Raw genomic sequence first — 26,154 nt, forward strand, 5'->3', positions numbered from 1 at the left:
AACTCTACAACAATGGTGTGGCAAATATGCAAGCCGAAACCTTTCGACTATGCCCCGATTGCGTCAGGACGTTTGGGAAAAGCGATCAGGCTCCAGCCCCAGCTCGCCGATCCGTTTGCGCAGCGTGTTGCGGTTGATCCCGAGCAATTGTGCTGCGCGCAGCTGGTTGCCACCGGTCCGGCCAAGGGCGTGTTCGATCAGCGGCTTTTCGAAGGCTGCCAACGCGCGGTGATAGAGCATGCCCGGCGGCGGAGATTCGCTTGCCAGCCAAGCGGCCAGAGCGGAACCGAAGCCAGCCTCGGCGTCCCGCACTGCGCCCATCCCCGGGGCAGTATCCGCACCGATGATATCGGTCAGACTTTCGACGTCGATCCGCTCCTCGCGGGCCATCAGCGCGAGCCGGTAGACGACGTTACGCAGTTCGCGGACGTTGCCGCGCCAATTGCGCGTTTCAAGACCGGCAATCGCTTCAGGGGTAAGATACCGCCGCGGCAGGCCGTCCTCTGCGGCCAGCACCAGGAAATGCTGCGCCAGCGCACCGATATCCTCGCGTCGCTCGCGCAAGGGCGGCAGTTCGATCGGTACGACATTAAGACGGTAGAACAGATCCTCGCGGAAGGTGCCCGCGGCAATCATCGGCGCCAGATCGCGGTTGGTTGCAGCGATGATGCGGACATTCACCGCAATTTCCTGCCGTCCGCCGACGCGCCGGATGCGCCCCGATTGCAGCGCGCGCAGCAGCCGGGTCTGGGCCTCTGCCGGCATGTCGCCGATCTCGTCTAGGAACAATGTGCCACCATTGGCCTGTTCGAACTTGCCGATCGCCTGCGCGATTGCACCGGTGAACGCGCCCTTCTCGTGCCCGAAAAGCTCGCTTTCGACGAGGTCTGCGGGGATCGCGGCGGTGTTCACCGCGACGAACGGCCCGGTGCGCCGGCTGCCAAGCTGGTGAATCGCCTCGGCCACCAGTTCCTTGCCGGTGCCGCTCTCGCCGGTAATCAGTACCGTCAGATCATTGCGCAGCACTCGGGTGATCATGCGGTATACGCCTTGCATCGCCGGGCTGCGCCCGACCAGCGGCATGCGCGCACCCTCGCTTTCCCCCTCACCCTCCCCCGGGGTGTCGTCCGTTTCCTGACCCGCTGCCGCGCGCTGACCGGCCGCCTGCCGCACCGCGTGCACCAGTTCGTCGAGATCGAATGGCTTGGGGAAATATTCGAAGGCATCGCTCTCGCTCGCCCGCACTGCGGTATCCAGCGTGTTCTGCGCCGACAGCACGATGACCGGCATTGCGGGATCACCGGCCTTTACCGCTTCGAGACTGGCCAGCCCGTCGCCGTCCTCAAGGATCACGTCGGTCAGCATGACGGCAAAGCGCCGCTCGGCCAGCGCCCGGTCGCGCGCTGCGATGCCGGTGCAATGGGTGATGGCGAAGCCTTCGTCCTCAAGCGCGGCGATGATCACGGTGGCGATCGCGATGTCGTCTTCGACAAGCAGGACGGTGTTGGGCATGGTGCTCAGCTCTCGCGTGCAGCCTGCGGCAGATGCAGGCGGAAATGGGTTAGTCCGGCGCGGGCATCGCGTTCGTGGCTGATATTCCCGTTCATGTCGCTTACCAGCTTGCGCACCAGCGGTAGCCCCAGACCCTGTCCCGAAGGTTTGGACGAGACGAATGGTTCGAACACATGATCGCGCAACGCCGGATCAATGCCCGGGCCATTGTCGCTGACAGTGATCTCGATCGGCAAGGGCACGGCACGCCCTTTGCGAATGGCGCTGAAGGCAAGTCCGCTGACAAAGCGCGTCTGAACCACGATTTCCGCATCATCCCCCTGACCCAGCGCAGCATCGCGGGCATTCGACACAAGGTTGATCAACACCTGCTCCAGAGCATCGCGATTGACGAGAACCGGCGGCAGCGAGGGATCGAATTCCTCGCGGATCTCGATTTCGCCGTGCACCGATCCGGCCGCGCGCATGGTGGCGATGGCAGCGCGGATGGCCTCGTGCGGATTGCACGGCTCGACCGGTCCGGTGCGGGTGCTGCCGAGTTGCTGCATTCGGTCGATCAGCCGCGCGATCCGGTCGACTTCGTCGGTAATCATGCGTGCAAGCTTCTTGTCGGCATCGGGCAGCTTGCGGGCCACCAGTTGCCCGGCCCCGCGAATGGCGGCGAGCGGGTTCTTGATTTCATGCGCCAGCACCGCAGGCGCGCTCAACATCGCATCGCCGCCCTGCTTGTGCACCGGATCCTCGTGCCCGATTTCAGAAAGCGTAACGACCCGCCAACCCGGATAACTGCCGAGCGGCGAGACTGTCATGTTCACGCGTAGTTCGCCGTTACCCACGGCGATGGCCATATCACGCGCAACAAGCGCCTCGTCATTGAGGCTCAGGCGCGCCTCGACCCGCGCATTTATCGGACCAAGGCGTTCCACCAGCGGCGTTCCGACCAGACGGCTGGCGCTGGTACCCAGTAGGCTTTCGGCGGCATGGTTGACTTCGACAATCTGCCCGTCGCCATCAATCAGCAGCATCGCGAAGATCAGACCGGCAATCTGTGCCCGGGGATCGGGCACCGGGTCGCCGCCGGAAAAAGTCGTTGCAGCGGCGTCCTGCGCGTTGCCCGAAGCGTTCACCGCTCAGGCTGCCTGCTTCAGCAGAAATGGCGTGTAGAAACGCTCAATCTCGCCCAGCACCTGATCGGCATCGTCGATGAAATTGACGTGATTGCGGAATTCGGCCGAGCCATGCAGCCCCTTGGTGTACCATCCCAGGTGCTTACGGGCCATCTTCACCCCGGTATCGCGCCCGTAATGATCGAGCATGCGGTGATAATGTTCGACCACGACCGCATATTGTTCGGCCATTCCGGGCGCGTCCAGCGCCTCTCCGGTGCGCCACCAGTGCATCACCTGCCCCAGCAGCCACGGCTTGCCATAGGCACCGCGCCCGATCATCACCCCGTCCGCGCCCGATTGTTCAAGCGCCTTGGCAGCATCTTCGACGCCGCAGATATCGCCGTTCACGATCACGGGGATATTCACCGCGTCCTTCACCTTGCGCACGAAGGCCCAGTCGGCATGCCCCTTGTACATCTGGTTACGGGTGCGGCCGTGGACAGTGACCATCTGCACGCCCAGATCCTCGGCGATACGCGCGAGTTCGGGGGCATTAAGGCTGTCATGACACCAGCCCATGCGCATCTTTACCGTGACCGGCACCTTCACCGCCTTCACGGTGGCTTCCATCAGCCGCACCGCCAGCGGCACCTCGCGCATCAGCGCGGAGCCTGCAAACTGGCCGACGACCTTGCGCACCGGACAACCGAAATTGATGTCGATGATCGCGGCGCCATTGCCTTCCTGAATCCTCGCCGCCTCGGCCATGCTGGCCGGGTCGCAGCCAACCAGCTGCATCGAGACGGGTTCCTCGATCCGGTCCCACGCGGTCTTCTGCGTGCTCACCCGGGTTTCGCGGATCGCCGCCTCGCTCGCCACCATCTCGGTGACGTTGAGGCCCGAGCCATAGCGCCGCACAAGCGTGCGGAAAGGCATGTCGGTGACCCCGGTCATCGGCGCGAGCACCACCGGTTCGGCCACAGTGACGGGGCCGACGGCAATCGGCTTTAGCGCCGGAGGAGTGGGAAGCGTGGTCATTTGCGAGGGTGTGCCTAATTATTGGGCAGGCGCATAGTGGATTGCCGAAAGCCCGTCCAGACCTTAAGCGCGGCTACGCATGGCGAGCGAGCCCCCCCTTCCCGCTTTTTCCGCGATCGTGGTCGCCGCAGGCAAGGGCCTGCGCGTCGGTGGTGATGTGCCCAAGCAGTTCAGGCAATGGCGCGGTCGTCCGCTGGTGCGCCATTCGGTCGAGGCCCTGCTTGCGGCCGGGGCAAACCCGCTGGTCGTTGTCATCGGAGCGGATGCGCGGCGCGATGCAAAGGCCGCGCTTGCGGGCCTTTCGGGCATCCGCTTCGTCACCGGCGGCATCAGCAGGCAGGATTCGGTGCGCAACGGGCTTGAGGCGCTGGTGGATGATACGCCCGAACGGGTGCTGTTGCACGATGCCGCCCGCCCCGATCTGCCGCGCGGCGTCATCGCGCGCCTGCTTGCCGCGCTAGATACCCTGCCCGGCGCGATTCCTGTCCTACCGGTGGTAGACAGCCTGGCCGTCGCGGGAGAGGACGGGGCGATGGCGGGCAAGGCAACCCGCGAAACCTTGCGCCGGGTCCAGACCCCGCAGGCCTTCCGCTTTCCCGCAATCCTCGCCGCGCACCGCGACTGGCATGGCGCGACTGACGCAGGCGACGATGCGCAGGTGCTGGTTGCAAGCGGAGGTTCAGTAGCGCTGGTCGATGGTGACGAACGACTGAAGAAAATCACCTTTGCGGAGGATTTCGTGACAACCTCAACCATGCCCCCTTTCCGCGTCGGACAGGGCTTTGACGTCCACCGGCTGGAGGCGGGCGAGGAGCTTTGGTTGTGCGGGGTACAGATCCCGCATGACAAGGGCCTTTCCGGACACTCGGACGCCGACGTGGCGCTGCACGCTATTACCGATGCGGTGCTGGGTGCGATCGGCGACGGCGATATCGGTACGCACTTTCCGCCCAGCGACCCGCAATGGCGCGGCGCGCGTTCGGGGCGGTTCCTCGAACATGCCGTCGGCCTCGCCCGCAAGGCAGGCTACGCGATTGCCAATATCGACCTTACCCTGATCTGCGAGGCACCCAAAATCGGCCCGCACCGCACTGCCATGCGCGCCGAGGTGGCGCGGCTGACCGGCCTTGACGAAAGCGCCGTCAGCATCAAGGCAACCACCACGGAAAGACTGGGTTTCACCGGCCGCGGCGAAGGGATCGCTGCGCAGGCCATCGTCGCACTTGTTCTTGCTTGAGAGGATTTCTGCCCATGACCAGGCTTGTTGCCCCTGCCCTCGCACTTGTCGCACTGGCCACCGCGCACACCGCACAGGCCCAGCAGCAGACCTGCGTTGCCGCCGCCGATATCGGCGATACCGTGCTTTATGCCATGCCGATTGCCTATGACGCGGTAAGCCGGTCCTGTTCCAAGCAGCTGAAGGCGGACGGTTTCATCGCGCAGGACGGCGCGGCCTTTATCGACAATTTCCGCGCGCGGCAGGACAGCGCCTGGCCCGGCGCATTCCGCCTGCTCAAGACCTTCATGGCGCAGAACGATGCGGAGAAGGGGGGCAAGGACACCGACATGACGGCGATGATCGCTGCCCTGCCCGAAGATTCGCTGCGCCCCTTCGTCGATGGTCTGGTCGGCCAGATGATCGCTCAGGAAATCAAGCCGGACAGCTGCAGCAAGATCGAACGCGGCCTGGAATTGCTCAGCCCGCTGCCGGTCGACAATGTCGCCGGGCTGATGGGTTTCGTGTTCGAGCTGGCGGATGTGAAGAACCCGTCGATCTGCGCCGCACCGCAGCAGGCGAGCAGGAAGTAGACGAGCGATGCCCGCCTATCTCCTCCCCGATGACATCACCGATCTGGCCGCCCGCGTCGTGGCGGAAAACGCCGATGCCGGACGCAAGGTCGCGCTGGCGGAAAGCTGCACTGGCGGGCTGGTGGCCGGCGCACTGACCGAGATCGCCGGTTCTTCCAGCGTGCTCGATCGCGGATTCGTGACCTATTCCAACGAAGCCAAGATGGAGATGCTGGGGGTCGCGAGCGATATCATCGAGACCTTTGGCGCAGTGTCGATTGCCTGTGCGTGGGCCATGGCGAAGGGCGCGCTGGAGCGCTCAGGCGCCGATGTCGCGGTGGCGATCAGCGGGATCGCGGGCCCCGGTGGCGGGACGCCGTTGAAGCCGGTCGGCACGGTGGTGTTCGCGCGCGTGGTGCGCGATGCGACCGGCGAGCCGGAGGGCGAACTCAAGTTTTTCGAAGGCGGCGACGGGCCGGACGGCCGCGCCGAAATCCGGCGTCAGGCGACGCTTTGCGCGCTGGAGTTGCTGCTGCCGTAAAGATCGGCTGCGCGCTTTTCGAAGGCTTCCACCATCTTGCGGAAAGCCTTGTCGAAATACTGGCCCGCAATCTTCTCGAACAGGCGGTTCTTGAAGGTGAATTCGACGAGGAAATCGATCTCGCAGGTTTGATCGTCGATCGCGCGGAAAGTCCAGACATTGTCGAGATCGGACAGCGGCCCGTCGACGTAATGGACATCGATCATCCGCGGCCGGTCTTTCGCGACGCGCGAGGTGAAGCTTTCACGCAGAGATTTGAAGCCGACCACCATATCGGCGACCATCTCGGTATCGCTATTGGAGCGCACGCGGGTGGCGATCACCCATGGCAGGAATTCGCCATATCGGCCAACATCGGCCACCAGATCGAACATCTGTTCGGCGCTGTAGGGTAATCGCCTGGTTTCGCGGATACCTGGCATTACGCCTTCGCACGCTCCTGCGTGCGGGCGAGCTTCTCCTCGCGCGCAGCACGCATCTTCGCAAAATCGTCACCCGCGTGATAGCTCGAACGGGTCAGCGGGCTTGAAGCGACCTGCAGGAAGCCCTTGGCCCGCGCGATCGCGCCATAGGCGGCAAAAGCCTTGGGCGTGACGAATTCCTCGACCTTGGCGTGCTTGGGCGTGGGCTGGAGATATTGGCCCATGGTGATGAAATCCACCTCGGCGCTGCGCATGTCGTCCATCACCTGGTGCACTTCGAGCCGCTGTTCGCCCAGCCCGAGCATGATGCCCGATTTGGTGAAGATCAGCGGATTGTGCGCCTTCACCTCTTCCAGCAACCGCAGCGAGGCATAGTAGCGCGCGCCGGGGCGAATGGTGGGATAAAGCCGCGGCACGGTTTCGAGGTTGTGGTTGTAGACGTCCGGCCCGGCCTCGCAGATCATTTCCACCGCGCGGCGCATCTTGCCGCGGAAATCGGGGGTCAGGATTTCGATGGTGGTGCCGGGCGTATTACGGCGCAGCGCCTCGATCACCTTGACGAACTGCATCGCCCCGCCGTCCGGCAGATCGTCCCGGTCGACGCTGGTGATGACGATATGTTCCAGCCCCATCTTGGCCGCAGCGATGGCGGTATTTTCCGGCTCCATCGGATCGACGCTACGCGGCATGCCAGTCTTGACGTTGCAGAAGGCGCAGGCGCGGGTGCAGACATCACCGAGGATCATCACCGTCGCGTGCTTCTTGGTCCAGCACTCGCCGATATTCGGGCAGGCAGCTTCCTCACACACGGTGTTGAGGTTCAATTCGCGCATCAGCTTGCGCGTTTCGTGATAGCCCTCGCTCACCGGCGCGCGCACCCGGATCCAGTCTGGCTTGCGCTGGCGCGCAGGACGCTCGGCGGGATTATCGGACGGCGGGGTGCTGGCAAGGTCGTTCATGTGGGCCATTTAGGCGCGCGAAGCCGCTGCCGCAAGCGCATGCGGGTGCGACTTTTCGATAGCATGCTTGTCCGCAGGCTGCCTGCGCTGCATACCGGCGGCATGTCTGATACCGTACTCAAGAATATCGCCCTGCTGATCGATGCGGACAACACCAGCCCGCAGGCGATCGACCCCGTGCTGACCGTCATGGCCGAACTGGGCCAGGTCAACATCCGCCGTGCCTATGGCAATTTCGCCAAGGACAACCTGTCGAAATGGGACAGGATCACCAACAAGTACGGCATCCGTCCGCAGCAACAGTTCGACATCTCGAAGGGCAAGAACGCCACCGACATGGCGATGACGATCGACGCCATTGATCTGCTCTATCAGGGCAAGGTCGACGGGTTCGGGATCATGACCTCGGACAGCGATTTCACCCCGCTTGTCACGCGGCTGCGGCAGGACGGCATCCTTGTTTACGGATTCGGCGAGAAGAAGACGCCCGAGGCGTTCCAGTCGGTGTGCACGCGGTTTCTCTATATCGACGAACTGATCGCCACGACGCGCGACGAAGCGGCCGGGACTAAGTCCGAAACCAAGCCCGTAGTCGATGATCTGCACGATCTGATCCTGGCCGCCTATCGCGAGGCGAAGCGTGACGAGAACGGCTATGCGCGTCTGCAGCAGGTCGGCCAGATCGCCGGCAACCGCTCCAGCTTCGATGTCCGCAATTACGGCTTCAAGAACCTGTCGGAACTGTTCAAGTCGCTCGGCAATTTCGAGCTTGATCGCCGTGCGGACAATCAGATCTGGGTCAAGCGCCTGCGCTGAAACTGCTGGCAGGCGGCACAAACAAAAAAGGGCGGCAGACCGATGGTCCGCCGCCCCTTTTTTGTCCGAAAGACAGTGTGATCAGTCGCCCGTGGCAGCCGAACCGTTTGCCTGCTGCGCGGCATAGGCGGCCCACAGCTTGGCAATGGGTGCGCGGGTGCCATCGACCTTGGCGAAGGTTTCCTGCGCCGCAGCATAGTCACCCATGCCGGTCTGCGCGATCCCAAGGCGGGTCAGCGCGGTGTTGCGCTCCACCCCGGCCATGCCAAGGCTCTTCTGGTAGAAGCCCGCAGCCTTGGCATATTCGCCGTAGCTCAGGAACGCATCACCCGCAGCGAAGACAGTGCGCAGACCCGCCGACGCGGCATTCGCGTCCTTTTCCAGCGCCGGCAGTTCGGCCATGTCGGTCTTGATACGGCTGTTGGCGGTGGTCAGCGAATCTGCGACGTAGATATCGTCCTTGCTGACGGCGCCCTTGGCATAGGCCTCGTCGATCAGATCCTTGACTTCCTTGGGCAGACGGCGGGCGTCTGCCGCTTCGATGTAGTAGATGTAATCCTGCTTCTCAGTCAGCACGCCGGCCTTCTTCGACAGGCGCAGCAGGTCGAGGATTTCGGGACCTTCGTAATTGTTGAGGTTACGGGTCAGGTTGATGCCATCGCGCCAGTTGTCCTTGGCCGGATAGTCGGCCAGCCAGTCGATCACCAGATCATAGACCTGCGGCACGATCTGGTTGTTGTAGGCCACAGTGATGCCGCGACGATACCACTGCGCATCAACCGTTTCGCCCGCCGCTTTGCGCGCGGCGATCGCCTTGTTGAGGTAATCGAGACCGGCAGCAAATTCATTCGCTGTGAAATAGCTTTCAGCCATCGTGATTTCGAGATCGGCCTTGGTCACGGTCTCGGTGGTGAAATTGTTGTCGATCGCCCGCTGCAGATAGGCGCGCGACCTGGGATAGTCCTGCAGCGCATTGGCAAGCTGGTAGGCGACGAAATTGTAGCGCGCGAAATCTTCGGGCGAGAGCTTGCCGCTGTTCAGCATCATCTCCATGCCCTTGAGCTGCAGGGCACGGTCACCGGCCTTGTTGCCGGCGTTATAGACGAGGCCACCCCCGGCAAGCTGCTCGTCGGGCGAAACCAGCAGCGGCAATAGCGCGTCGATCTGCGGGCGCAGAGCATTCACATCCGCACCTTCCGCTTTCAGGGCTTCGTCGAGCGGCTGGTAGGCTGCCACGAATTCCTTGGAATAGGCCGCCTTGGGCTCTTCCTTCTTCTTGTCGCGCTTCTGGGCGTGGGCCGCGTCGGTGAAAGCGGGCGCCGCCAGCATCGCGGTGCCGCTCGCCAGAGCAAGCGCCAAGGCAAAGTGCCGCGAGAAGCCGGTGTTGCGCCGATAGGTCGAAGACAGCTTGTTCAATTCTTCCTCCAGAATTCGCTCGATCACGGGACATGAAAGGCCCCCGGAACCGGGTGAGACGTCTCGCTGCCTTTGGACGGCTGACGAGCATTTTGCAATTCCCGCTAGGCGAGCCGTGCTGAATGGCTTTTGAATGACACGTGCTGCAGGGCAAGCGGCCTGCGAAGTGTGGAAAAAGCAGCTGTGTTCCTGCTGTGTTCGCGCCCGGAGGTGGCGAAACGGCTGGTCCGCTCCTAAATGAAAGGGACTTCCGGCCACGATGGCCCACGCCCCCGAGCGGGGCCTGATGAACACTAGCAGAAACGGCCCGAGCCTTGAGCGACGACAGCGACATCATCGATTCCCCTCCGCCTTCGCCGATGGGCGGCTTCGACCGCATCGACATCGTCGACGAGATGAAGTCGAGCTATCTCGATTACGCGATGAGCGTGATCGTCTCCCGCGCGCTGCCCGACGTGCGCGACGGGTTGAAGCCGGTGCACCGCCGCATTCTGTTTGCCAGCCAAGAAGGCGGCTTCGTAGCCGGCCGGCCTTATCGCAAGAGCGCCAAGATCGTGGGCGACGTGATGGGTAATTACCACCCGCACGGCGACGCGGCGATCTATGACGCGCTCGCCCGGATGACGCAGCCGTGGTCGATGCGCGTGCCGCTGATCGATGGTCAGGGCAATTTCGGCTCGATGGACCCCGATCCGCCGGCCTCCATGCGTTACACCGAAGCGCGGCTTGCCCGCGTCGCCAATTCGCTGCTCGACGATCTCGACAAGGACACAGTCGATTTCACCGAGAACTACGACGGCTCGCGTCAGGAGCCGACGGTGCTGCCCGCGCGCTTCCCCAACCTGCTGGTCAACGGCGCGGGCGGGATCGCGGTCGGCATGGCGACCAACGTGCCGCCGCACAACCTTGGTGAAGTGATCGACGGCTGTCTGGCTTTCATCGACAATCCGGCGATCACCTCGGAAGAACTGATCCAGTATATTCCCGGGCCGGACTTCCCGACCGCGCCGCTGATCCTTGGCACGCATGGTGCGCGGCAGGCCTATACGACGGGGCGCGGATCGATCCTGATGCGCTGCCGCCACGAGATCGAAACCTCACGCGGCGATCGGCAAAGCATCGTTTTCACCTCTATCCCCTATCAGGTAGGCAAATCGAACCTCGTCGAGAAGATCGCCGAGTCCGCCAAGGACAAGCGGATCGAGGGTATTTCGGATATCCGCGACGAAAGCTCGCGCGAGGGCGTGCGCGTGGTGATCGATCTCAAGCGCGATGCCACCCCCGAAGTGGTGCTCAACCAGATCTGGCGGCACACACCTGCGCAGTCCAGCTTCCCGGCCAACATGCTGGCGATCCGTGGCGGACGTCCGGAAACGCTGACCCTGCGCGACATCGTGCAGAGCTTCATCGCCTTCCGCGAGGAAGTGATCACCCGCCGCACCAAGTTCGAACTCAACAAGGCACGCGAACGAGCGCATCTGTTGCTGGGCCAGGTGGTGGCCGTTTCCAACCTCGACGAAGTGGTGGCGATGATCCGCGGTGCGGCCAACCCCGCCGCTGCACGCGCGCGACTGCTCGCCAAGGAATGGCCGATCGGCGACATCGCGCAATATATCAGGCTGGTCGAAGCGATCGAACCTTCGGCCGACGAAAGCGGCGGCACTTATCGCCTGTCGGAACGTCAGGTAAAGGCGATCCTCGAATTGCGCCTGCACCGTCTCACCGCGCTCGGCCGCGACGAGATTGGCGACGAATTGAAGGAACTGGCGGTCTCGATCGAGGAATATCTTTCGATCCTCGCCGACCGTGTGAAGCTCTACGGCGTGATGCGCACCGAGCTTGAGGAAATCCGCGCGACCTATGCCACGCCACGCCTATCCGAAATCGCGCCCGCATGGGACGGTCTGGACGACGAGGACCTGATCGAGCGCGAGGAGATGGTCGTGACCGTCACCCACGGCGGCTATATCAAGCGCACCTCGCTTGCCACCTTCCGCGCGCAGGCACGCGGAGGCAAGGGCCGCTCCGGCATGGCGACCAAGGACGAGGATGCCGTCGTCGAGCTGTTCGTCACCAGCACCCACAACCCGGTGCTGTTCTTCACCAACACGGGCCGCGTTTACCGCATGAAGGTGTGGAAGCTGCCCGAAGGCGGGCCGCAGACCAGGGGCCGCCCGATGGTCAACCTGTTGCCGCTGGGCGATGACGAGCGCGTCACCAACGTGCTGCCACTGCCCGAAGACGAGGAATCCTGGGGGGGGCTCAACATCGTGTTTGCCACCGAACAGGGCATGGTTCGGCGCAATTCGATGGACGCCTTCGCCAATATCCCGACCGCGGGCAAATATGCGATGGGCTTTGTCGAAGGTTCGGGCGACCGGCTGATCGGCGTGCAGCTGCTGACCGAGGAACAGGAAATCTTCCTCGCGAGCGACACCGGCAAGGCCATCCGCTTTGCCGCCACCGACGCGCGCGAAACCAAGAGCCGCACGGGTATCGGCGTGCGCGGCATGAGCCTGAAGAAAGGCGGCAAGGTCGTCAGCATGGCGGTGCTCGATCCGCTGACCGCCGATATGGAAACCCGCGAGGCATACCTTCGGGCCGCAACGTGGAAAAACAACGATGCCTCCCCCACCCTGCCTGCTGAAATAATGGCGGACATGGCGGAAAAGGAGGAGTTCATTCTCACCATCACCGCCAATGGCTACGGCAAGATTTCCTCGGCCTACGAATACCGCACCACGTCGCGCGGCGGCCAGGGTATCACCAATATCGGCACGCCGGAAAGCAATCCCGAACGCAACGGTCCGGTGGTAGCGAGCTTCCCGGTCAAGCACGGATCGCAGCTGATGCTGGTGACCGATCAGGCCAAGCTGATCCGCCTCGGCATCGATTTCCGCCACCTGATCGAAGGCGGGTTTGAGAACCTGAAGGGCTTCTCGATCTCCGGTCGCGGCTCTTCCGGCATCCGCATCTTCGACGTGGCCAAGGACGAACACATCGTCGGCGCCGCGCTGATCGGCGAGACCGGGGAACCGGAGGACGCCGCGGAAGAGGCTGTCGAAGGGGAAACCTCCAACAGTCCCGAAGCGCCGCTCGGCTGACCTCTGAAAAGAGGGTTTGATCAAAAAACGGGCAGTCGGCGAATGGTCCGGCTGCCCGTTTTTCTTCTGCCCAAGATTTAGGCAGGCATTATCGAACCGGCTGCTCGCCTCTCAGGCATTGAACCACGCCGGTCGCGATCATCACCTGTCCGGCATAATAGAGCGGCCAGATCAGCAAATCAGGCAGCACGCCCAGATCGTAGCTGCCGAGCCGTGAGAAGATCAGCCAGTCGCTCACGACGAACAGCACCGCGCCCGTACCGACGCGGTAACGCGGGAAACGGCTGTACCACGCGGCCGAGGCCATCGCGCCGAGGAAGGCCGCGTAGATTGCAATCTCGGCCCTGCCGCTCAGCAGGAAACTGATCAGCGGCGTGCCGATCAGCAGCGCGATACTCAGCATCCGCTGGCTCGGTGAATGTCGCGCACGCGGGTTGCGCAGATAAAGCGCCACAGCGACACAATGCGCGGCGGCGAAGAAGGCACCGCCGACCGTGAAATAAAGCTCGATCGCGACATCGCCTGCCGAGGCCAGCGCCAGCGCCAGAACCAGCAGCAAACTATCGGCCCGATGCTCGTGATCATGCGGCACCCGCAACACGACAAATATTGCCAGCAGGCCGACCGATGCACCTTTGGCCAGCAGACCCCAGGTGCCTTCGAACACCGGATTGTCGCTGAGAAAATAGAACGCAGTCGCCGCCGCGATACTCGCCAGCAGCCATGGCCTCTGCTCGATCAATGCGCGTTTCGCCATCGCTCGCCCTTGCCCTGTGCAAAACCCTTCCGCACTTGCAGCCGAGCTAACACGCAATTACCTGCCTCGCCATGCGTTCGAACCAGACACCCCACGATGTCCACATTATCGGCGGCGGCCTCGCGGGAAGCGAAGCGGCCTGGCAGCTTGCCCGGCGCGGGGTGAAGGTGCGCCTTTCGGAGATGCGCGGATCTGGCGCGATGACGCCGGCGCACCAGACAGACGGCCTCGCCGAACTGGTCTGCTCCAATTCTTTCCGTTCCGACGACGATACCAAGAACGCAGTCGGGCTGCTGCATCACGAAATGCGCGAGCTCGATAGTCTGGTGATGCGCGCAGGCGAGGTTGCACGGGTCCCGGCGGGCAGCGCCATGGCTGTCGACCGCGACGTGTTCTCGGCCGAGGTCGAGAAAGCGCTGGGCCAGCACCCCAACGTCACCATCGTGCGCGAGCGGGTGGATGCCCTGCCCGCCGCCGGGCTTACCATCGTCGCCACCGGCCCGCTGACCGCCGAGGCGCTCGCCGGAAGCATTGTCAAGGCGACGGGAAGCGAGCGGCTCGCCTTCTTCGATGCCATCGCGCCGATCGTGCATCGCGACTCCATCGACATGTCGAAATGCTGGATCCAGTCGCGCTGGAACAAGCGGACCGAAGCTTCGAACGAAGGCGGCGACTACATCAACTGCCCGATGACAAGGGAGCAGTACCTCGCCTTCCATCGCGGGTTGATTGAAGGCGAGAAGACCGAATTCCGCGAATGGGAAAAGGACACGCCCTATTTCGACGGCTGCATGCCGATCGAGGTGATGGCCGAACGCGGTGTGGAAACGCTGCGTTACGGACCGATGAAGGGTGTGGGTCTGGACAACCCCTTCGACACCACGCCCGAATTCCCGCAGGGACGCTGGCCCTATGCGGTGGTGCAGCTGCGGCAGGACAACAAGCTGGGCACGTTGTGGAACATGGTCGGCTTCCAGACCAAGCTGAAATACGGCGCGCAGATCGAGCTGTTCCGCACCATCCCTGGTCTGGAGAATGCTGAATTCGCCCGGCTGGGCGGGCTGCACCGGAATACATTCCTCAATTCGCCGCAGGTACTGGATCGCCAGCTGCGTCTGCGCGCTGCGCCGCATATCCGGTTTGCCGGGCAGGTGACCGGGTGCGAAGGCTATGTCGAAAGCGCGGCAATCGGCCTGGTGGCGGGAATGATGACTGCTACCGAACTGGCGGGCCGCGAATGGCATGCCCTGCCCGCGACCACCGCGCTAGGCGCGCTTCTGTCGCATATCACCGGCGATGCCGAGGCCGACACCTTCCAGCCTATGAATGTCAATTTCGGCCTGTTCCCGCCGCTCCACGACGTCGGCAAGAAGCAGCGCAAGGAAGCCTATACAGACCGCGCAAAAGCCGATCTGGCGCGCTGGATCAGCGAGAGCCGCGAAGCGGTGCCCGCCTGATCAGCACTTGCAAGCGGGTTTCTTTGCCGCAGGCTTGGGCGCGGTCGTGGCGAATTCGCGCGGCGTCAGCCGACCGTCAGCGTCCGCATCGGCCTTTTCGAACCGCTCGACGGTGGTCACCGCCCATTCCTCGAAGGTCAGCAGGTTGTTGCCGTCGACATCCAGTGCGCGAAAACCGTCAGAGCGGGTGGAAAGCATCTCGTTTCGGGTAATCACCCGGTCGCGGTTGCGATCATAGCGAAAGAAGCGTTGCTCCTCGCGGGTCAGGGGGCTGACTTCGGGCGGCGCTGGTCCCTGCATCTCGCCGGGATCGGTCAATGGCAGATCCTCCGGGCCAGGGGCGGGAGCCTCTGCCACCGGCGGCGGCGGGGCGCTGGTCTCGATTGCGGCGCGGCCCTGCCACCAGAACACGCCGACCCCGGCAAGCACGAGTCCCCCCAGAACGCCCAGAACAACCTGTCGCAAAGCCCTGCTCCCCTTACAGCAATAATAAGGGGTTACACGTAATCAGCGCCCAAGGATAGCAACCTTCAAAGCGACGATGGAAGCGCCCCTGCCCTCCATCAACGGACGTCCGCCGCGTTTCAAGGCCCGGAGCGCCAGTGCTTCCAGCACGCCCAGCCCCCGCAACGCCGATGGCAGCGGCAGATCGGGGCACGATCCACCAAGCCCTTGTGCGATCGCAGCCTCGCGTTCTTCCGTACCGCTCAGATTTGCGGCGATATCGGCGAGGATATATCGCCTGCCTGCCATCGCAATGCGCGATCCCAGCATCTCGTCCGCCGCGGGAAGCAAGGCGGCAAAGGGCGCGGCCCGGCCTGCTGCGCAGCGACCAAGATCATCAGGCTCCAGCGAACCGCCCGGCAGGAGATATTCCCACCCGTCGACCATCCGGACCAGCGCATCCTCCCTGCCCGCCCAGTGCGTGCCCAGCCCATCAAGCACGACATCGCCCAGCGGGCGATCGCCAACCGGCTTTCCCAGCATCTCGCGCCACCAGGCAAGCCGCATCTGGCCCAGCATCGGTTCGGAAGTGCGGGTGACGATCCGGGCCAGTCTGCGGTCAAGCTGAAGAAACGTGCTTAACGGCCCGCGCAGAGCCTGCGGCGTCCACGCCAGCGCCAGGCCGGCTTCGGCAGGCAGGGTTTCGTCGGCTATCTCGCTCACAGGCCGCGGCCTAGCCGCGCTGTGGTGGAAATGGCAAGCGAACTGTCTCCGGGCGGGACAGGGCTGCATTATTAAACCCCTGTAACGCAATTAGGATTTCGTTAACCACGATCTTTCGCAGTCCGCTTACCAGAAGGTTCTAGATCAGGCCCATGCATCCGGAATTCCCCCCGGTTTCATGGGGAAAAGGTTAGCGGAAGGACGCGCATCCGATGGGGCAAGAATACCAGCGAAAGTCGTTTCTGCGCTCGCTCCTGCATGACAGGACTGCGAACACGATCGTCATTTCGGCAGTGTCGCTCATCCCGTTGATGGCAATGGTGGGCGGCGGCATCGATGCCAGTCGCTATTACATGACCCAATCGCGCATGCAGGCGGCGTGTGACGCCGGCGCGCTGGCCGCGCGGCGCGCGATGGTGGATGATACCTTCACATCCGAACACCGCCAGTTGGGCCTCGATTTCTACGACCAGAACTTCTCGCAGGGCATGTTCGGCCTTGAAAGCGGCCAGCGTGATTACACCAGCGACGGCCAGGGTGTGGTGACCGGCACTGCCAGCGGCACTCTGCCCACCAGCATCATGTCGGCATTCGGTTTCGAGAACTTCCAGCTTCAGGTCAGTTGCACCGCCGAAATCAACATCTCGAACACCGACATCATGTTCGTGCTCGACACCACCGGATCGATGGCCAGTTGCCCCGACGGGTCGAACTGCGGCTCCGGCCCGGGCTCCAAGATCGTTGCGCTGCGCGAGGCGGTGATCGACTTCTACGATTCGGTGGAATCCGCAACCTCGGCCAGCGCGCAGGTGCGTTACGGCATCGTGCCCTATTCGCGGCAGGTGAATGTCGGCTTCTCAATCCCGACCCAGTACATGGCAAGTCGCCACACCTATCAATCGCGCGTCGCACGATTCCACGAGGTGCAGATTCTGGTTCCCGGCAACGGCGTCGAGGTGGGCGACTGGTTCAACTATTCCGAACAGACCGAATGGATCCCGCGCTTCTCGAGCAATTTCGGATCGAGTAACGAGGCGGACTATCGCTTCAACAACCGCAGGAACCGGCCCGATCGCCGTGACGATGCGGATCGCGACCGGTGCGAGGCCTATAGCGGCAACAGCTTTTCGGTCGGCGACGAAGTCTGGCAGGTCCTGACCGACAATTATGTCCTCCAGGCGTGGAGTACCGGCAGCCTGGACACCCGCGCCGGTTGCAGCGGGGTGATCCGCAAATGGCGGCGGGCCACGCAAGACGACGTCATTCCCGACACCTATCGTACGGAGCTCCAGTTCCGCGACTATGTCTATTGCCCGGTCGATACCGACGATGACACGCCGTGCAACGTCACCAATCCCGCAGGCAGCCCGCCGGGATGGGAAACCGTGGATCTGTCGACGCTCTACGATGACAACCGCATCGAATTGCCGACCGGCAGCCTGTCCGCTGGCACAACCAATTTCAGCGGCCTGATGCAAACCCACACATGGGATGGCTGTATCGAAGAACCCACGACGGTGCTGACGGACAACTACAACCCGATCCCTGCGGCGGCGCATGACCTTAACATCAATCTTCTGCCTGCAACCGAGGAGCAGCGCTGGAAGCCCGCGCTGATCAGCGCGACGTGGAAACGCGAGGACGGCAGCACCAACACCCTGAACTGGCTGTATCAGACCTGGGACGAAAACCGTCCGGGCTACACCTGTCCGCGTGAAGCCATCCGCTTGTCGGAAATCACCCGCACCGACCTGCAGGCCTATGTGAACAGCCTCGTTGCGAGCGGTAACACGTATCACGACATCGGTATGCTGTGGGGTGCGCGCTTCATCTCTCCGCGGGGCCTGTTTGCGGCCGACAACGATACCGCGCCCAATGGTGATGCCATCGCCCGCCACATCGTCTTCATGACCGACGGTGCGCAGGTGAACAACATCGAGGATTATGCCACGCACGGAACCGAATTCTGGGACCGCCGCATCACCGGCGACGGTAACGGGGGCCTGCTGACAAGCCGGCGTGCCGCGCGCCTGCAGGCGATCTGCCGCGCTGCCCGGCAGGAGAACATCACCGTGTGGGTGGTCGCCTTCGGCACCACGCTGACCCAGAACCTGATCGATTGCGCATCGCCGGGCCGGGCCTACAGCGCGCAGGACAATGACGCGCTGAAGGCGGCCTTCCGCGAAATCGCGCAGAAGATCGCAGCACTGAGGCTCACGTCATGATCCCTGCCGCCAAAAGCCCTCGCCGCCGTCCGTTGCTTCGTCATCTGCTGGGTGACCGCAACGGGGCAACGCTGACCGAATTCGGTCTTGTCGCTCCGGTGCTGTGCCTGATGATTATGGGCATCTTCGACATGGCCCATGCGCAATACACGAACTCGCTGGTTCACGGCGTGCTGCAAAAGGCGGGCCGCGACCTGACGCTCGAAGGGGCCGGGGCCAACCAGGCCACAATCGACGAGACCGTGCGCCAGCAGGTGCTTAACGTGGTGCCGTCCACATCGACCATCCAGTTCGAGAAACTGTCACACTTCGACTTCAGCGACATCGGTGAAGCCGAGGAATATGCCGACGACAACAACGACGGCGTCTGCAACGATGGCGAGGTGTTCGTCGATGCCAATGGCAACGGCCAGTGGGATGCCAACCGCGGACGTGACGGTATCGGCGGTGCACGCGATGCTGTGCTCTACACCGCCGTCGTCACCTACCCGCGGCTGTTCCCGATGTATGGCCTTGCCGGGATGCCGCAGGAAGTGACCTTGCGCGCCTCCACCGTGCTTCGCAACCAGCCTTTCGACGAGCAAGACCGTTCGAGTGATACGGGGAACTGCCCATGACATCCGCACCGCTCAAGCGTCTCGAGAAAATCGCCGGACCGGTTTCGGCGCTCGGTAATTATGCCCGCCGCCTCAAGAAAAGGCTGGCGCCGGACAGTTCCGGCGTTGCCATGGTCGAATTCGCCTTCACCGCACCGATCGTGCTGGCGATGGGCATGCTCGGCACCGAAACCGCCTATTTCGTCATCACGCACATGCAGGTGAGCCAGGTCGCGATGCAGGTGGCGGACAATGCCTCGCGCGTGGGCGAACAGGACGTGCTGACGTCCCGCAAGGTCTATGAAAGCGACATCAACGATTCGCTGGTCGGCGCCGAAAAGCTGGGCGAACAATTCGCGATTTTCCAGCGCGGCCGCGTGATCATCTCCAGCCTTCAGCAAAACGCTGACGGCGGGCAGTGGATCAACTGGCAGCGCTGCCGCGGCGCGAAGGTGTTCAATTCAAGCTACGGCGTCGAAGGCGACGGTGCCACCGGAACCGGTTTCCCGGGTATGGGCGAAGCTGCCAACCGCATCACCGCCAGCCCCGGGACGGCGGTGATGTTTGTCGAGATTTCCTATGACTACGATTCGCTGACCCCGTTCGACATCTTCGACGGGCGCGAGATCCGTTACACGGCAGCCTTCAACGTCCGCGATTCGCGCGACCTGACGCGACTCTACGACGACGGCCCTTCGGCCGATTGCGGCACCTATTCGGCGGCCCGCCCGAGCTGATTTCAGCCGGGCGGCCCTGCCACCACTACTTGTAGCAGACCTTGCGCGCGGCTTCGGCAATGCGCGCCGCGTCGATCAGCGCGAGCTTTTCGAGGTTGGCTGCATAAGGCAGCGGCACGTCCTCGTTGCACACCCGCAGGACCGGCGCATCGAGGTGGTCAAAGCCTTCCTCCATGCAGATGCTGACGATCTCGCTCGCGATCGAGCACGTCGGCCAGCCTTCTTCAGCCACGATCAGGCGGTTGGTCTTGGCGAGGCTTTTCAACACGGTGTCCTTGTCGAGCGGACGCAGCGTGCGAAGGTCGATCACCTCGGCATCGATGCCCTCGCCCGCAAGCGTTTCGGCCGCTTCGAGTGCCAGCCCGACGCCGATCGAATAGCTGACGATGGTGACATCCTTGCCCTCGCGCATGATCCGCGCCTTGCCGATAGGCAGCACGTAATCATCGACGTCCGGCACATCGAAGCTGCGTCCGTAGACCAACTCGTTCTCAAGGAACACGACCGGGTCTTCCGAACGGATTGCCGCCTTCATCAGGCCCTTGGCATCGGCCGCGTCGTAAGGCGCGATCACGATCAGGCCCGGGACGCTGGCATACCACGGTCCGTAGTTCTGGCTGTGCTGCGCGCCCACGCGTGACGCTGCACCGTTGGGGCCGCGGAACACAATCGGACAGCGCATCTGGCCGCCCGACATGTAGTTGGTTTTTGCAGCCGAATTGATGATGTGGTCGATCGCCTGCATGGCGAAGTTAAAAGTCATGAACTCGACGATCGGACGCAGGCCGCCCATCGCCGCGCCGGTGCCGATCCCGGCGAAACCATATTCGGTGATCGGCGTGTCGATCACACGCTTCGGCCCGAATTCAGCCAGCAGGCCTTGCGTCACCTTGTAGGCGCCCTGGTATTCGGCCACTTCCTCACCCATAACGAAGACGCGGCCATCGCGGCGCATTTCCTCGGCCATGGCATCGCGCAGCGCCTCGCGCACGGTGGTGCTGGTGAAGCTGGTGCCGGCTGGAATGGCCGGATCGGCAGCAGGCGCCGAGGGGGCGGGCTTTTCCGCCTTCGGGGCGGGCGCCGGTGCAGGAGCGGGCGCCGGTGCGGGTTCGGGTGTCGCTGCGGGAGCGGGCGAGCCCGCCTCCCCTTCCCCGGCGATCAGCGCGATTACCGCGCCCACCGCCACGTCTTCGGTACCGGCGGGCACAAGGATCTTCTCGATCACGCCTTCGTCAATGGCTTCGAATTCCATCGTCGCCTTGTCGGTCTCGATCTCGGCGATGATGTCGCCCGGCGCGATAGTGTCGCCTTCGGCCTTGAGCCACTTGGCGAGCGTGCCCTGCTCCATCGTCGGCGACAGCGCCGGCATCTTCAGTTCGATCGCCATGGCTCAATACTCCTCCACCAGCACATCGGTGTAGAGTTCGCCCGCAGCCGGTTCCGGCGAGGTTTCCGCAAAGTCGGCCGCCGCGGCCACTTCAGCGCGGATCGCCTTGTCGATCGCTTTCAATTCGTCCTCGGTCTTGCCTGCTTCGATCAGGGTCTTCTTCAGCCCCTCGATCGGATCATGGTGGTCACGCTGTTCCTGCACTTCCTCGCGGGTGCGGTACTTGGCCGGGTCGGACATCGAGTGTCCGCGATAACGATAGGTGTTGCACTCCATCAGCACCGGCCCCTTGCCGGCGCGGACGTGGGCAAAGGCGACTTCGGCGGCGGCGCGCACTTCGAGCACGTCCATGCCGTTCACTTCCATCCCCGGAATGCGGAAGGCCGTGCCGCGGCGGTAGAAGCGGGTTTCGGCGGAGGAGCGCTTGGTCGCGGTGCCCATGGCGTATTGGTTGTCTTCCACCACAAACACGATCGGCAGGTTCCACAGCGCAGCCATGTTGAAGGTTTCGTAGACTTGGCCTTGGTTGGCCGCACCATCGCCGAAATAAGCGAGGCACAGCCCGCCGTCGCCGTTGTACTGGTGCGCGAGCGCGAGCCCGCCGCCAAGCGCCACCTGCGCGCCGACGATGCCGTGCCCGCCATAGAATTTGTGCTCGGTCGAGAACATGTGCATCGACCCGCCCTTGCCCTTGGAGATCCCGGCTTCGCGGCCCGTTAGTTCGGCCATGATGACCTTGGGATCGATCCCGTACGCGAGCATGTGCCCGTGATCGCGGTAGCCGGTGATCACGGAATCGCGATCATTGTCGAGCGCGCTCTGCAGGCCGATAGCGACCGCTTCCTGCCCGATGTAGAGGTGGCAGAAACCGCCGATCAGGCCGAGGCCGTAAAGCTGGCCGGCCTTCTCCTCGAACCGCCGGATCAGCAGCATCTGGCGGTAGAATTCGAGCATCTCCGCCTCTGACGCGGCATAGCGCTTCTTGGCCTCGAAGGCGTCCTGCAGCGAATGCAGAATGAAATCGGAATCATCCGCCGGCGCAGCGGCGGGTTTGCGGGTGCGCGCGGCCGGCTTCTTTGCCGCCGACGAAGGCTTGGAAGGCTGCTTTGCCAAGATCGTTTTCCTCTCTCAGGCGCGCGTCAGGGGAGGAGTAGCGCGCCATTTCGCTATAGGCGGGGATTTGCCCGCGACGCAACGTCAAGCCGGCGATCGGGCACCGTCCGCATACGAAATCAGCAGGTTTGCAAAAAGGCGATGCCGGGTCACTCGTCTTCGAGCGTGATGACGACCTCGTCCTCGTGGATCACGCCAAGCTGCTCACGCACGAGCTCGCTGGCGAGATCGGGATCGGCCGCTTCGGGATCAAGCAGCCTGACGCGGTTGCGCAGGGCATCACGTTCTGCCGTGAGGCGGGCCAGATCTTCCTGACGCTGTTCGAGCGCAGTGGCATTCTCGCTCCACGCCAGCAGCCCCGTGGGCCCGGCAACGGCGAAACCGGCCAGCGCCAGCAGCACGACAAGCGCCGCTGCCTGCTTCACCCTTTCGCCCGATCCCGCCTTGCGCATTTCTGGTCTTTGCCCCTCACACCGATATTTTCCACAGAATCACACTTGCCGCCCCGCTGCAAGGGGGATGCGATGCTATGCGCAATAATCTGTGCGGATAGCGGCTCAATAGCTGCGCGGCAGGCCGAGCACGTGTTCCGCCAGATAGGACAGGATGAGGTTGGTCGATATCGGCGCGACAGTATAGAGCCGCGCCTCGCGAAACTTGCGTTCGACGTCGTATTCCTCGGCAAAACCGAACCCGCCGAAGGTCTGCACGCACATGTCGGCTGCCGCCCAGCTGGCCTCGGACGCGAGCAGCTTGGCCATGTTGGCTTCCTCTCCCGGATTGCCGCCTCCGTCGTATACCCGCGCCGCATGATGCACCATCAACTCGGCCGCGCGCATCTGGGCATAGGCGCGTGCGATCGGGAACTGCACGCCTTGGTTCTGGCCGATAGGACGGGCAAAGACGTTGCGATCTTTGGCATAGGCAGTCGCCTTGCCGATGAACCACTTGGCATCCCCGATGCATTCGGCAGCAATCAGGATGCGTTCGGCATTCATGCCGGACAGGATGTAGCGGAAGCCCTTGCCCTCCTCGCCCACCAGCGCGGATGCGGGGATGCGCAGATCATCGAAGAACACCTCGCAACTCGAATGGTTCATCATCGTGCGGATCGGCTTGATGCTCATGCCGTTCTGCAAGGCGGCCTGCATGTCGACGAGGAAGATCGAGAGGCCTTCCGTCTTGCTCGTCACCTGATCGCGCGGCGTGGTGCGGGCGAGCAGCAGCATCAGGTCGGAATGTTCGGCACGGCTGGTCCAGATCTTCTGGCCGCTGATCACATATTCGTCGCCGTCGCGCACAGCGCGGGTTTTCAGGCTCAGGGTGTCGGTGCCGCTGGTAGGTTCGGACACGCCAAAGGCCTGCAAACGCAATTCGCCGCGGGCAATGCGCGGAAGATAACGCGCCTTCTGCTCTTCGCTGCCGTAACGCAGCAGCGTGTTCATGATGTACATTTGCGCATGGGCGGACGATCCGTTGCACCCGCTCGCCTGGATTTCCTCCATGATCACGCAGGCCGCCTCAAGGCTGAGGCCGCTGCCGCCATGTTCCACCGGGATCAGCGCGGCAAGGAAGCCCGCCTGCGTCAGCGCATCGACGAATTCGGCGGGATATTCGCGCGCGGCGTCCTTGGCGCGCCAATATTCGCCCGGAAAGCCTTCGCACAGGCTGGCGACCGCGCGGCGGATTTCGGCAAGTTCCTCGGCTTCTTGCGGCATCATCTATCCCCTGGTTGCTGCGCGGCTGCTTGCCCGCGTCGCCGGACAAGGTCCACCCCGTCAATTTGACGGTTCGCATTCCTTGGCCTTTTCCGCATCACAAGCGCGCTGGCAATCCCGTTTCGATCTGATACTGAAAATGCCGAATGGGAGAACGACCATGCAAATCAACGCTCACGATCCGGCGCGCTTTGCCGACCTGCCGGATTATCCCTTTGCCGAGAACTGGTTGACCATCGACCTGGGAGAGGGCTTCGCGGGCCGCATGCATTACCTTGACGAGGGGCCTAGCGACGCACCGCCCGTGCTGCTGCTGCACGGCGAGCCGAGCTGGAGCTACCTCTACCGCAAGATGATCCCGCTGCTGGTCGATGCGGGATTCCGTTGCCTTGCCCCCGACCTCATCGGCTTCGGCAAAAGCGACAAGCCGGACGATCAGGCCTTCTACACTTACGCTCGCCACGTCGACTGGTTGAATCAGTTCCGCAATACCGTGGTGCCGCAAGTGGCCGGTTTGTTCTGTCAGGACTGGGGCGGCCTGTTGGGGCTGCGAATGGTGGGACAGGAACCCGATCGCTTTGCCTTCGTCGTCGCCAGCAACACCTTCCTGCCGACTGGCGGCGGCAAGGCATCGCCAGGTTTTCTCGCCTGGCGCGAATTCGCGCGCTCCTCACCCGACTTCCGGATCGGCGGAATCATGGATCGCGGCTGCCAGACGCCTTTCAGCGAAGCAGAGATTGCCGCCTATGATGCGCCCTTCCCCGACGAGCCGAGCAAAGCCGGTGCACGCGCCTTCCCCCAGCTTGTCCCGGTGGAGGACAACCGCCCCGGCGTCGCTGACAATATCACGGCATGGGAAGGACTTGCTGCATTCGACAAACCGTTCCTGACCCTGTTCGGAGAAGACGATCCGGTATTGGGCATGGCAGGGCCGCAGCTTGCACGACGGGTCAAGGGCGCCGAAGGGCAACCGCACTCCATGCTTTCGAAATGCGGCCATTTCAGTCAGGAAGACCGCCCGGCAGAGCTGGCACAGGGGGTGATCGACATGGCAAAAAAGGCGGGCTTCCTCGCTTGAACACCGGCTCTCCAAATGACGGTGCCCTCGCCTATCTGAGCCGGGGGCAGGAATATGCGCTTGCGGTGACGATCGCGGTGGTGACTGCCAATGCCTATTACATCCACCCGATCATCGGCGAGGTGGCTCGCGGTTTCGGCATTGGCGACGGAAGGATCGGGATCGTCCCCGCGCTGAACCAGCTGGCGCTGGCGCTCGGTATTCTGCTGTTGCTGCCGCTCGGCGATTTCGTCTCCAACCGGCGGCTTTGCCTGATTTTCGTCTCCGCGCAAACGCTGTGCCTGCTGGGCATGGTGCTGGCACGCGACTTCGTGCTGTTCACGGCCGCGTCCACAGTTCTCGGCTTCTTCACCATTGCGCCCTATCTCATCCCCGCCTTCGCATCGAAACGGGTTGCGCCCGAACGGCTGGGACAGGTCACCGCGCTGCTGACCGCAGGGGTCATTTTCGGCATTCTGGTGGCGCGGATGGGCGCAGGTATCATCGCCGAACATGCGGACTGGCACACGGTCTATGTCTGTGCCTTCGCGCTGATGGCAGGCGTCACGGCATTCCTGCCCGTCGCGATGCGCAGCGAGACTGCGCCGCGCAAGCAACCGGCGACGGGATATGGTGCACTGATCGCATCCGTCTTCGCGCTCGCCGCGCGGCATCCGGATATGCGCCTGTCGGCGCTGATCCAGGGGCTGAACTTCGCCATGTTCACCGCCAGCTGGCTGGCGCTGGCGCTGCATCTGACCAGTCCGCAGATGGGCTATGGCACCGACGCGGTCGGCTATCTCGCCGGGATCGCGGCGGTCAGCGTTATCAGCACCCCGCGGCTCGGACGCTGGGCCGATCGGATCGGCGCGCGCCGCGCGCGGCTGGTGGCGGCGCTGGTGCAGCTGGCAGGTATCGCGCTGTTCTATCCGCTTGGCGGTAGCATTGCCGGATTGCTGGTGCCGTTATTGCTGGTCAATCTGGTCGGCCCGACTATCGACGTGACCGGTCGCATGACCTTTCTCGCGCTCGCGCCGGACATCCGCACGCGGCTGACCACTTTCTACATCGTGGTGATGTTCGTGGGCGGCGCGATCGGTAGCGCGCTGGGCACGGCGGCCTATGATACAGGCGGATGGGCGGGCAACTGCGCCATATTGCTGGCGATGTCCCTGTGCGTGGTGGGTCTTGCCCTGCTCGCAGAGCGGCGCTGGCAGCAAGCGCTAGCCTGAGCA

24 protein-coding genes are annotated in these 26,154 nt (G+C 63.4%); 11 read left to right on the top strand and 13 right to left on the bottom strand.

All coding sequences use genetic code 11. The annotated features are described in order from the left end of the window. Window positions 1-63: 63 nt before the first annotated feature. Genes OIK40_RS01645 through dusB form a run of 3 tightly spaced genes read right to left on the bottom strand, consistent with a single transcriptional unit; the run spans window position 64 to window position 3,659 of the window. A complete protein-coding gene (locus OIK40_RS01645) occupies window positions 64-1,512 on the bottom strand; it encodes a sigma-54-dependent transcriptional regulator (protein ID WP_273675636.1) in 1,449 nt (482 codons plus the stop codon). A 5-nt stretch (window positions 1,513-1,517) separates the two neighbouring features. Next, a complete protein-coding gene (locus tag OIK40_RS01650; protein WP_273675638.1) occupies window positions 1,518-2,639 on the bottom strand; it encodes a two-component system sensor histidine kinase NtrB in 1,122 nt (373 codons plus the stop codon). 3 nt (window positions 2,640-2,642) lie between these two features. Beyond that, window positions 2,643-3,659, bottom strand: a complete 1,017-nt coding sequence (dusB, locus tag OIK40_RS01655) for a tRNA dihydrouridine synthase DusB (protein ID WP_273675640.1) — start codon at window positions 3,657-3,659, stop codon at window positions 2,643-2,645. A gap of 79 nt (window positions 3,660-3,738) precedes the next feature. On the opposite strand from dusB, the gene OIK40_RS01660 reads away from it, so the two are divergent. From OIK40_RS01660 to OIK40_RS01670, 3 genes are read left to right on the top strand one after another with little or no spacing between them, the layout of a single operon-like run. Further along, window positions 3,739-4,896 carry a bifunctional 2-C-methyl-D-erythritol 4-phosphate cytidylyltransferase/2-C-methyl-D-erythritol 2,4-cyclodiphosphate synthase gene (locus tag OIK40_RS01660; RefSeq protein ID WP_273675641.1) on the top strand — a complete coding sequence of 386 codons (1,158 nt, stop codon included), beginning with the start codon at window positions 3,739-3,741 and terminating at the stop codon, window positions 4,894-4,896. Window positions 4,897-4,910: 14 nt separating this feature from the next. Beyond that, entirely contained in the window at window positions 4,911-5,468 is a 558-nt protein-coding gene (locus OIK40_RS01665) for a hypothetical protein (protein WP_273675644.1), read from the top strand. 7 nt (window positions 5,469-5,475) lie between these two features. Continuing rightward, complete coding sequence (locus tag OIK40_RS01670; RefSeq protein ID WP_273675645.1) at window positions 5,476-5,988, top strand: CinA family protein; 513 nt, start codon at window positions 5,476-5,478, stop codon at window positions 5,986-5,988. Here the strand turns inward: OIK40_RS01670 and OIK40_RS01675 are convergent. Both OIK40_RS01675 and lipA read right to left on the bottom strand, forming a co-directional pair. Then, entirely contained in the window at window positions 5,949-6,410 is a 462-nt protein-coding gene (locus OIK40_RS01675) for a type II toxin-antitoxin system RatA family toxin (protein WP_273675647.1), read from the bottom strand. The two genes, OIK40_RS01670 and OIK40_RS01675, sit on opposite strands and share 40 nt — an antisense overlap. Next, the gene (gene lipA, locus OIK40_RS01680) at window positions 6,410-7,378 is read right to left on the bottom strand and encodes a lipoyl synthase (protein ID WP_273675649.1); all 969 of its coding nucleotides are present in this window, start codon (window positions 7,376-7,378) and stop codon (window positions 6,410-6,412) included. Before lipA ends, OIK40_RS01675 begins: the two co-directional genes overlap by 1 nt. 93 nt (window positions 7,379-7,471) lie before the next feature. Between lipA and OIK40_RS01685 the strand changes: the two genes are divergently transcribed. Continuing rightward, on the top strand, window positions 7,472-8,185 hold the full coding sequence (locus tag OIK40_RS01685) for an NYN domain-containing protein (protein WP_273675651.1): 714 nt from the start codon (window positions 7,472-7,474) through the stop codon (window positions 8,183-8,185). Between the two features lie 81 nt (window positions 8,186-8,266). Here the strand turns inward: OIK40_RS01685 and OIK40_RS01690 are convergent, their stop codons facing one another. Continuing rightward, window positions 8,267-9,628 carry a hypothetical protein gene (locus OIK40_RS01690; RefSeq protein ID WP_273675653.1) on the bottom strand — a complete coding sequence of 454 codons (1,362 nt, stop codon included), beginning with the start codon at window positions 9,626-9,628 and terminating at the stop codon, window positions 8,267-8,269. Between the two features lie 287 nt (window positions 9,629-9,915). Here OIK40_RS01690 and gyrA point away from each other — a divergent pair, with 287 nt between their 5' ends. Further along, window positions 9,916-12,705, top strand: a complete 2,790-nt coding sequence (gyrA, locus tag OIK40_RS01695) for a DNA gyrase subunit A (protein ID WP_273675655.1) — start codon at window positions 9,916-9,918, stop codon at window positions 12,703-12,705. Window positions 12,706-12,793: 88 nt separating this feature from the next. On the opposite strand, the gene OIK40_RS01700 is transcribed toward gyrA, so the two are convergent. Beyond that, on the bottom strand, window positions 12,794-13,462 hold the full coding sequence (locus tag OIK40_RS01700; protein ID WP_273675656.1) for a lysoplasmalogenase family protein: 669 nt from the start codon (window positions 13,460-13,462) through the stop codon (window positions 12,794-12,796). Window positions 13,463-13,533: 71 nt separating this feature from the next. On the opposite strand from OIK40_RS01700, the gene trmFO reads away from it, so the two are divergent. Then, entirely contained in the window at window positions 13,534-14,919 is a 1,386-nt protein-coding gene (trmFO, locus tag OIK40_RS01705) for a methylenetetrahydrofolate--tRNA-(uracil(54)-C(5))-methyltransferase (FADH(2)-oxidizing) TrmFO (RefSeq protein ID WP_273675658.1), read from the top strand. On the opposite strand, the gene OIK40_RS01710 is transcribed toward trmFO, so the two are convergent. Together OIK40_RS01710 and OIK40_RS01715 are read right to left on the bottom strand one after the other, a co-directional pair. Further along, complete coding sequence (locus OIK40_RS01710; RefSeq protein ID WP_273675660.1) at window positions 14,920-15,384, bottom strand: EF-hand domain-containing protein; 465 nt, start codon at window positions 15,382-15,384, stop codon at window positions 14,920-14,922. It abuts the gene before it with no gap. A 42-nt stretch (window positions 15,385-15,426) separates the two neighbouring features. Then, entirely contained in the window at window positions 15,427-16,086 is a 660-nt protein-coding gene (locus OIK40_RS01715) for a hypothetical protein (protein WP_273675661.1), read from the bottom strand. Window positions 16,087-16,298: 212 nt separating this feature from the next. On the opposite strand from OIK40_RS01715, the gene OIK40_RS01720 reads away from it, so the two are divergent. From OIK40_RS01720 to OIK40_RS01730, 3 genes are read left to right on the top strand one after another with little or no spacing between them, the layout of a single operon-like run. Further along, window positions 16,299-18,311, top strand: coding sequence for a pilus assembly protein TadG-related protein (locus OIK40_RS01720; protein ID WP_273675663.1), 2,013 nt, complete (start codon window positions 16,299-16,301; stop codon window positions 18,309-18,311). Beyond that, window positions 18,308-18,928, top strand: coding sequence for a TadE/TadG family type IV pilus assembly protein (locus OIK40_RS01725; RefSeq protein WP_273675665.1), 621 nt, complete (start codon window positions 18,308-18,310; stop codon window positions 18,926-18,928). The genes OIK40_RS01720 and OIK40_RS01725 overlap by 4 nt, the downstream gene beginning before the upstream one ends. Further along, window positions 18,925-19,644 carry a TadE/TadG family type IV pilus assembly protein gene (locus tag OIK40_RS01730; RefSeq protein ID WP_273675666.1) on the top strand — a complete coding sequence of 240 codons (720 nt, stop codon included), beginning with the start codon at window positions 18,925-18,927 and terminating at the stop codon, window positions 19,642-19,644. The genes OIK40_RS01725 and OIK40_RS01730 overlap by 4 nt, the downstream gene beginning before the upstream one ends. A 25-nt stretch (window positions 19,645-19,669) precedes the next feature. On the opposite strand, the gene OIK40_RS01735 is transcribed toward OIK40_RS01730, so the two are convergent. From OIK40_RS01735 to OIK40_RS01750, 4 genes are all read right to left on the bottom strand, one after another. Beyond that, window positions 19,670-21,031, bottom strand: coding sequence for a pyruvate dehydrogenase complex E1 component subunit beta (locus OIK40_RS01735; RefSeq protein WP_273675668.1), 1,362 nt, complete (start codon window positions 21,029-21,031; stop codon window positions 19,670-19,672). A 3-nt stretch (window positions 21,032-21,034) separates the two neighbouring features. Next, window positions 21,035-22,144, bottom strand: a complete 1,110-nt coding sequence (gene pdhA / locus OIK40_RS01740; RefSeq protein WP_273675670.1) for a pyruvate dehydrogenase (acetyl-transferring) E1 component subunit alpha — start codon at window positions 22,142-22,144, stop codon at window positions 21,035-21,037. Window positions 22,145-22,293: 149 nt separating this feature from the next. Continuing rightward, window positions 22,294-22,596: an FtsB family cell division protein gene (locus OIK40_RS01745; RefSeq protein WP_273675672.1), complete on the bottom strand. Its 303-nt coding sequence runs from the start codon at window positions 22,594-22,596 to the stop codon at window positions 22,294-22,296. A 105-nt stretch (window positions 22,597-22,701) separates the two neighbouring features. Further along, window positions 22,702-23,865 carry an acyl-CoA dehydrogenase family protein gene (locus OIK40_RS01750; RefSeq protein WP_374211765.1) on the bottom strand — a complete coding sequence of 388 codons (1,164 nt, stop codon included), beginning with the start codon at window positions 23,863-23,865 and terminating at the stop codon, window positions 22,702-22,704. A 157-nt stretch (window positions 23,866-24,022) separates the two neighbouring features. On the opposite strand from OIK40_RS01750, the gene OIK40_RS01755 reads away from it, so the two are divergent. Beyond that, complete coding sequence (locus OIK40_RS01755) at window positions 24,023-24,940, top strand: haloalkane dehalogenase (protein ID WP_273675674.1); 918 nt, start codon at window positions 24,023-24,025, stop codon at window positions 24,938-24,940. Further along, complete coding sequence (locus OIK40_RS01760; RefSeq protein WP_273675677.1) at window positions 24,937-26,151, top strand: MFS transporter; 1,215 nt, start codon at window positions 24,937-24,939, stop codon at window positions 26,149-26,151. The genes OIK40_RS01755 and OIK40_RS01760 overlap by 4 nt, the downstream gene beginning before the upstream one ends. Window positions 26,152-26,154 lie beyond the last annotated feature (3 nt).

This window comes from Erythrobacter fulvus, assembly GCF_028595285.1.
Lineage (GTDB): Bacteria > Pseudomonadota > Alphaproteobacteria > Sphingomonadales > Sphingomonadaceae > Erythrobacter > Erythrobacter fulvus.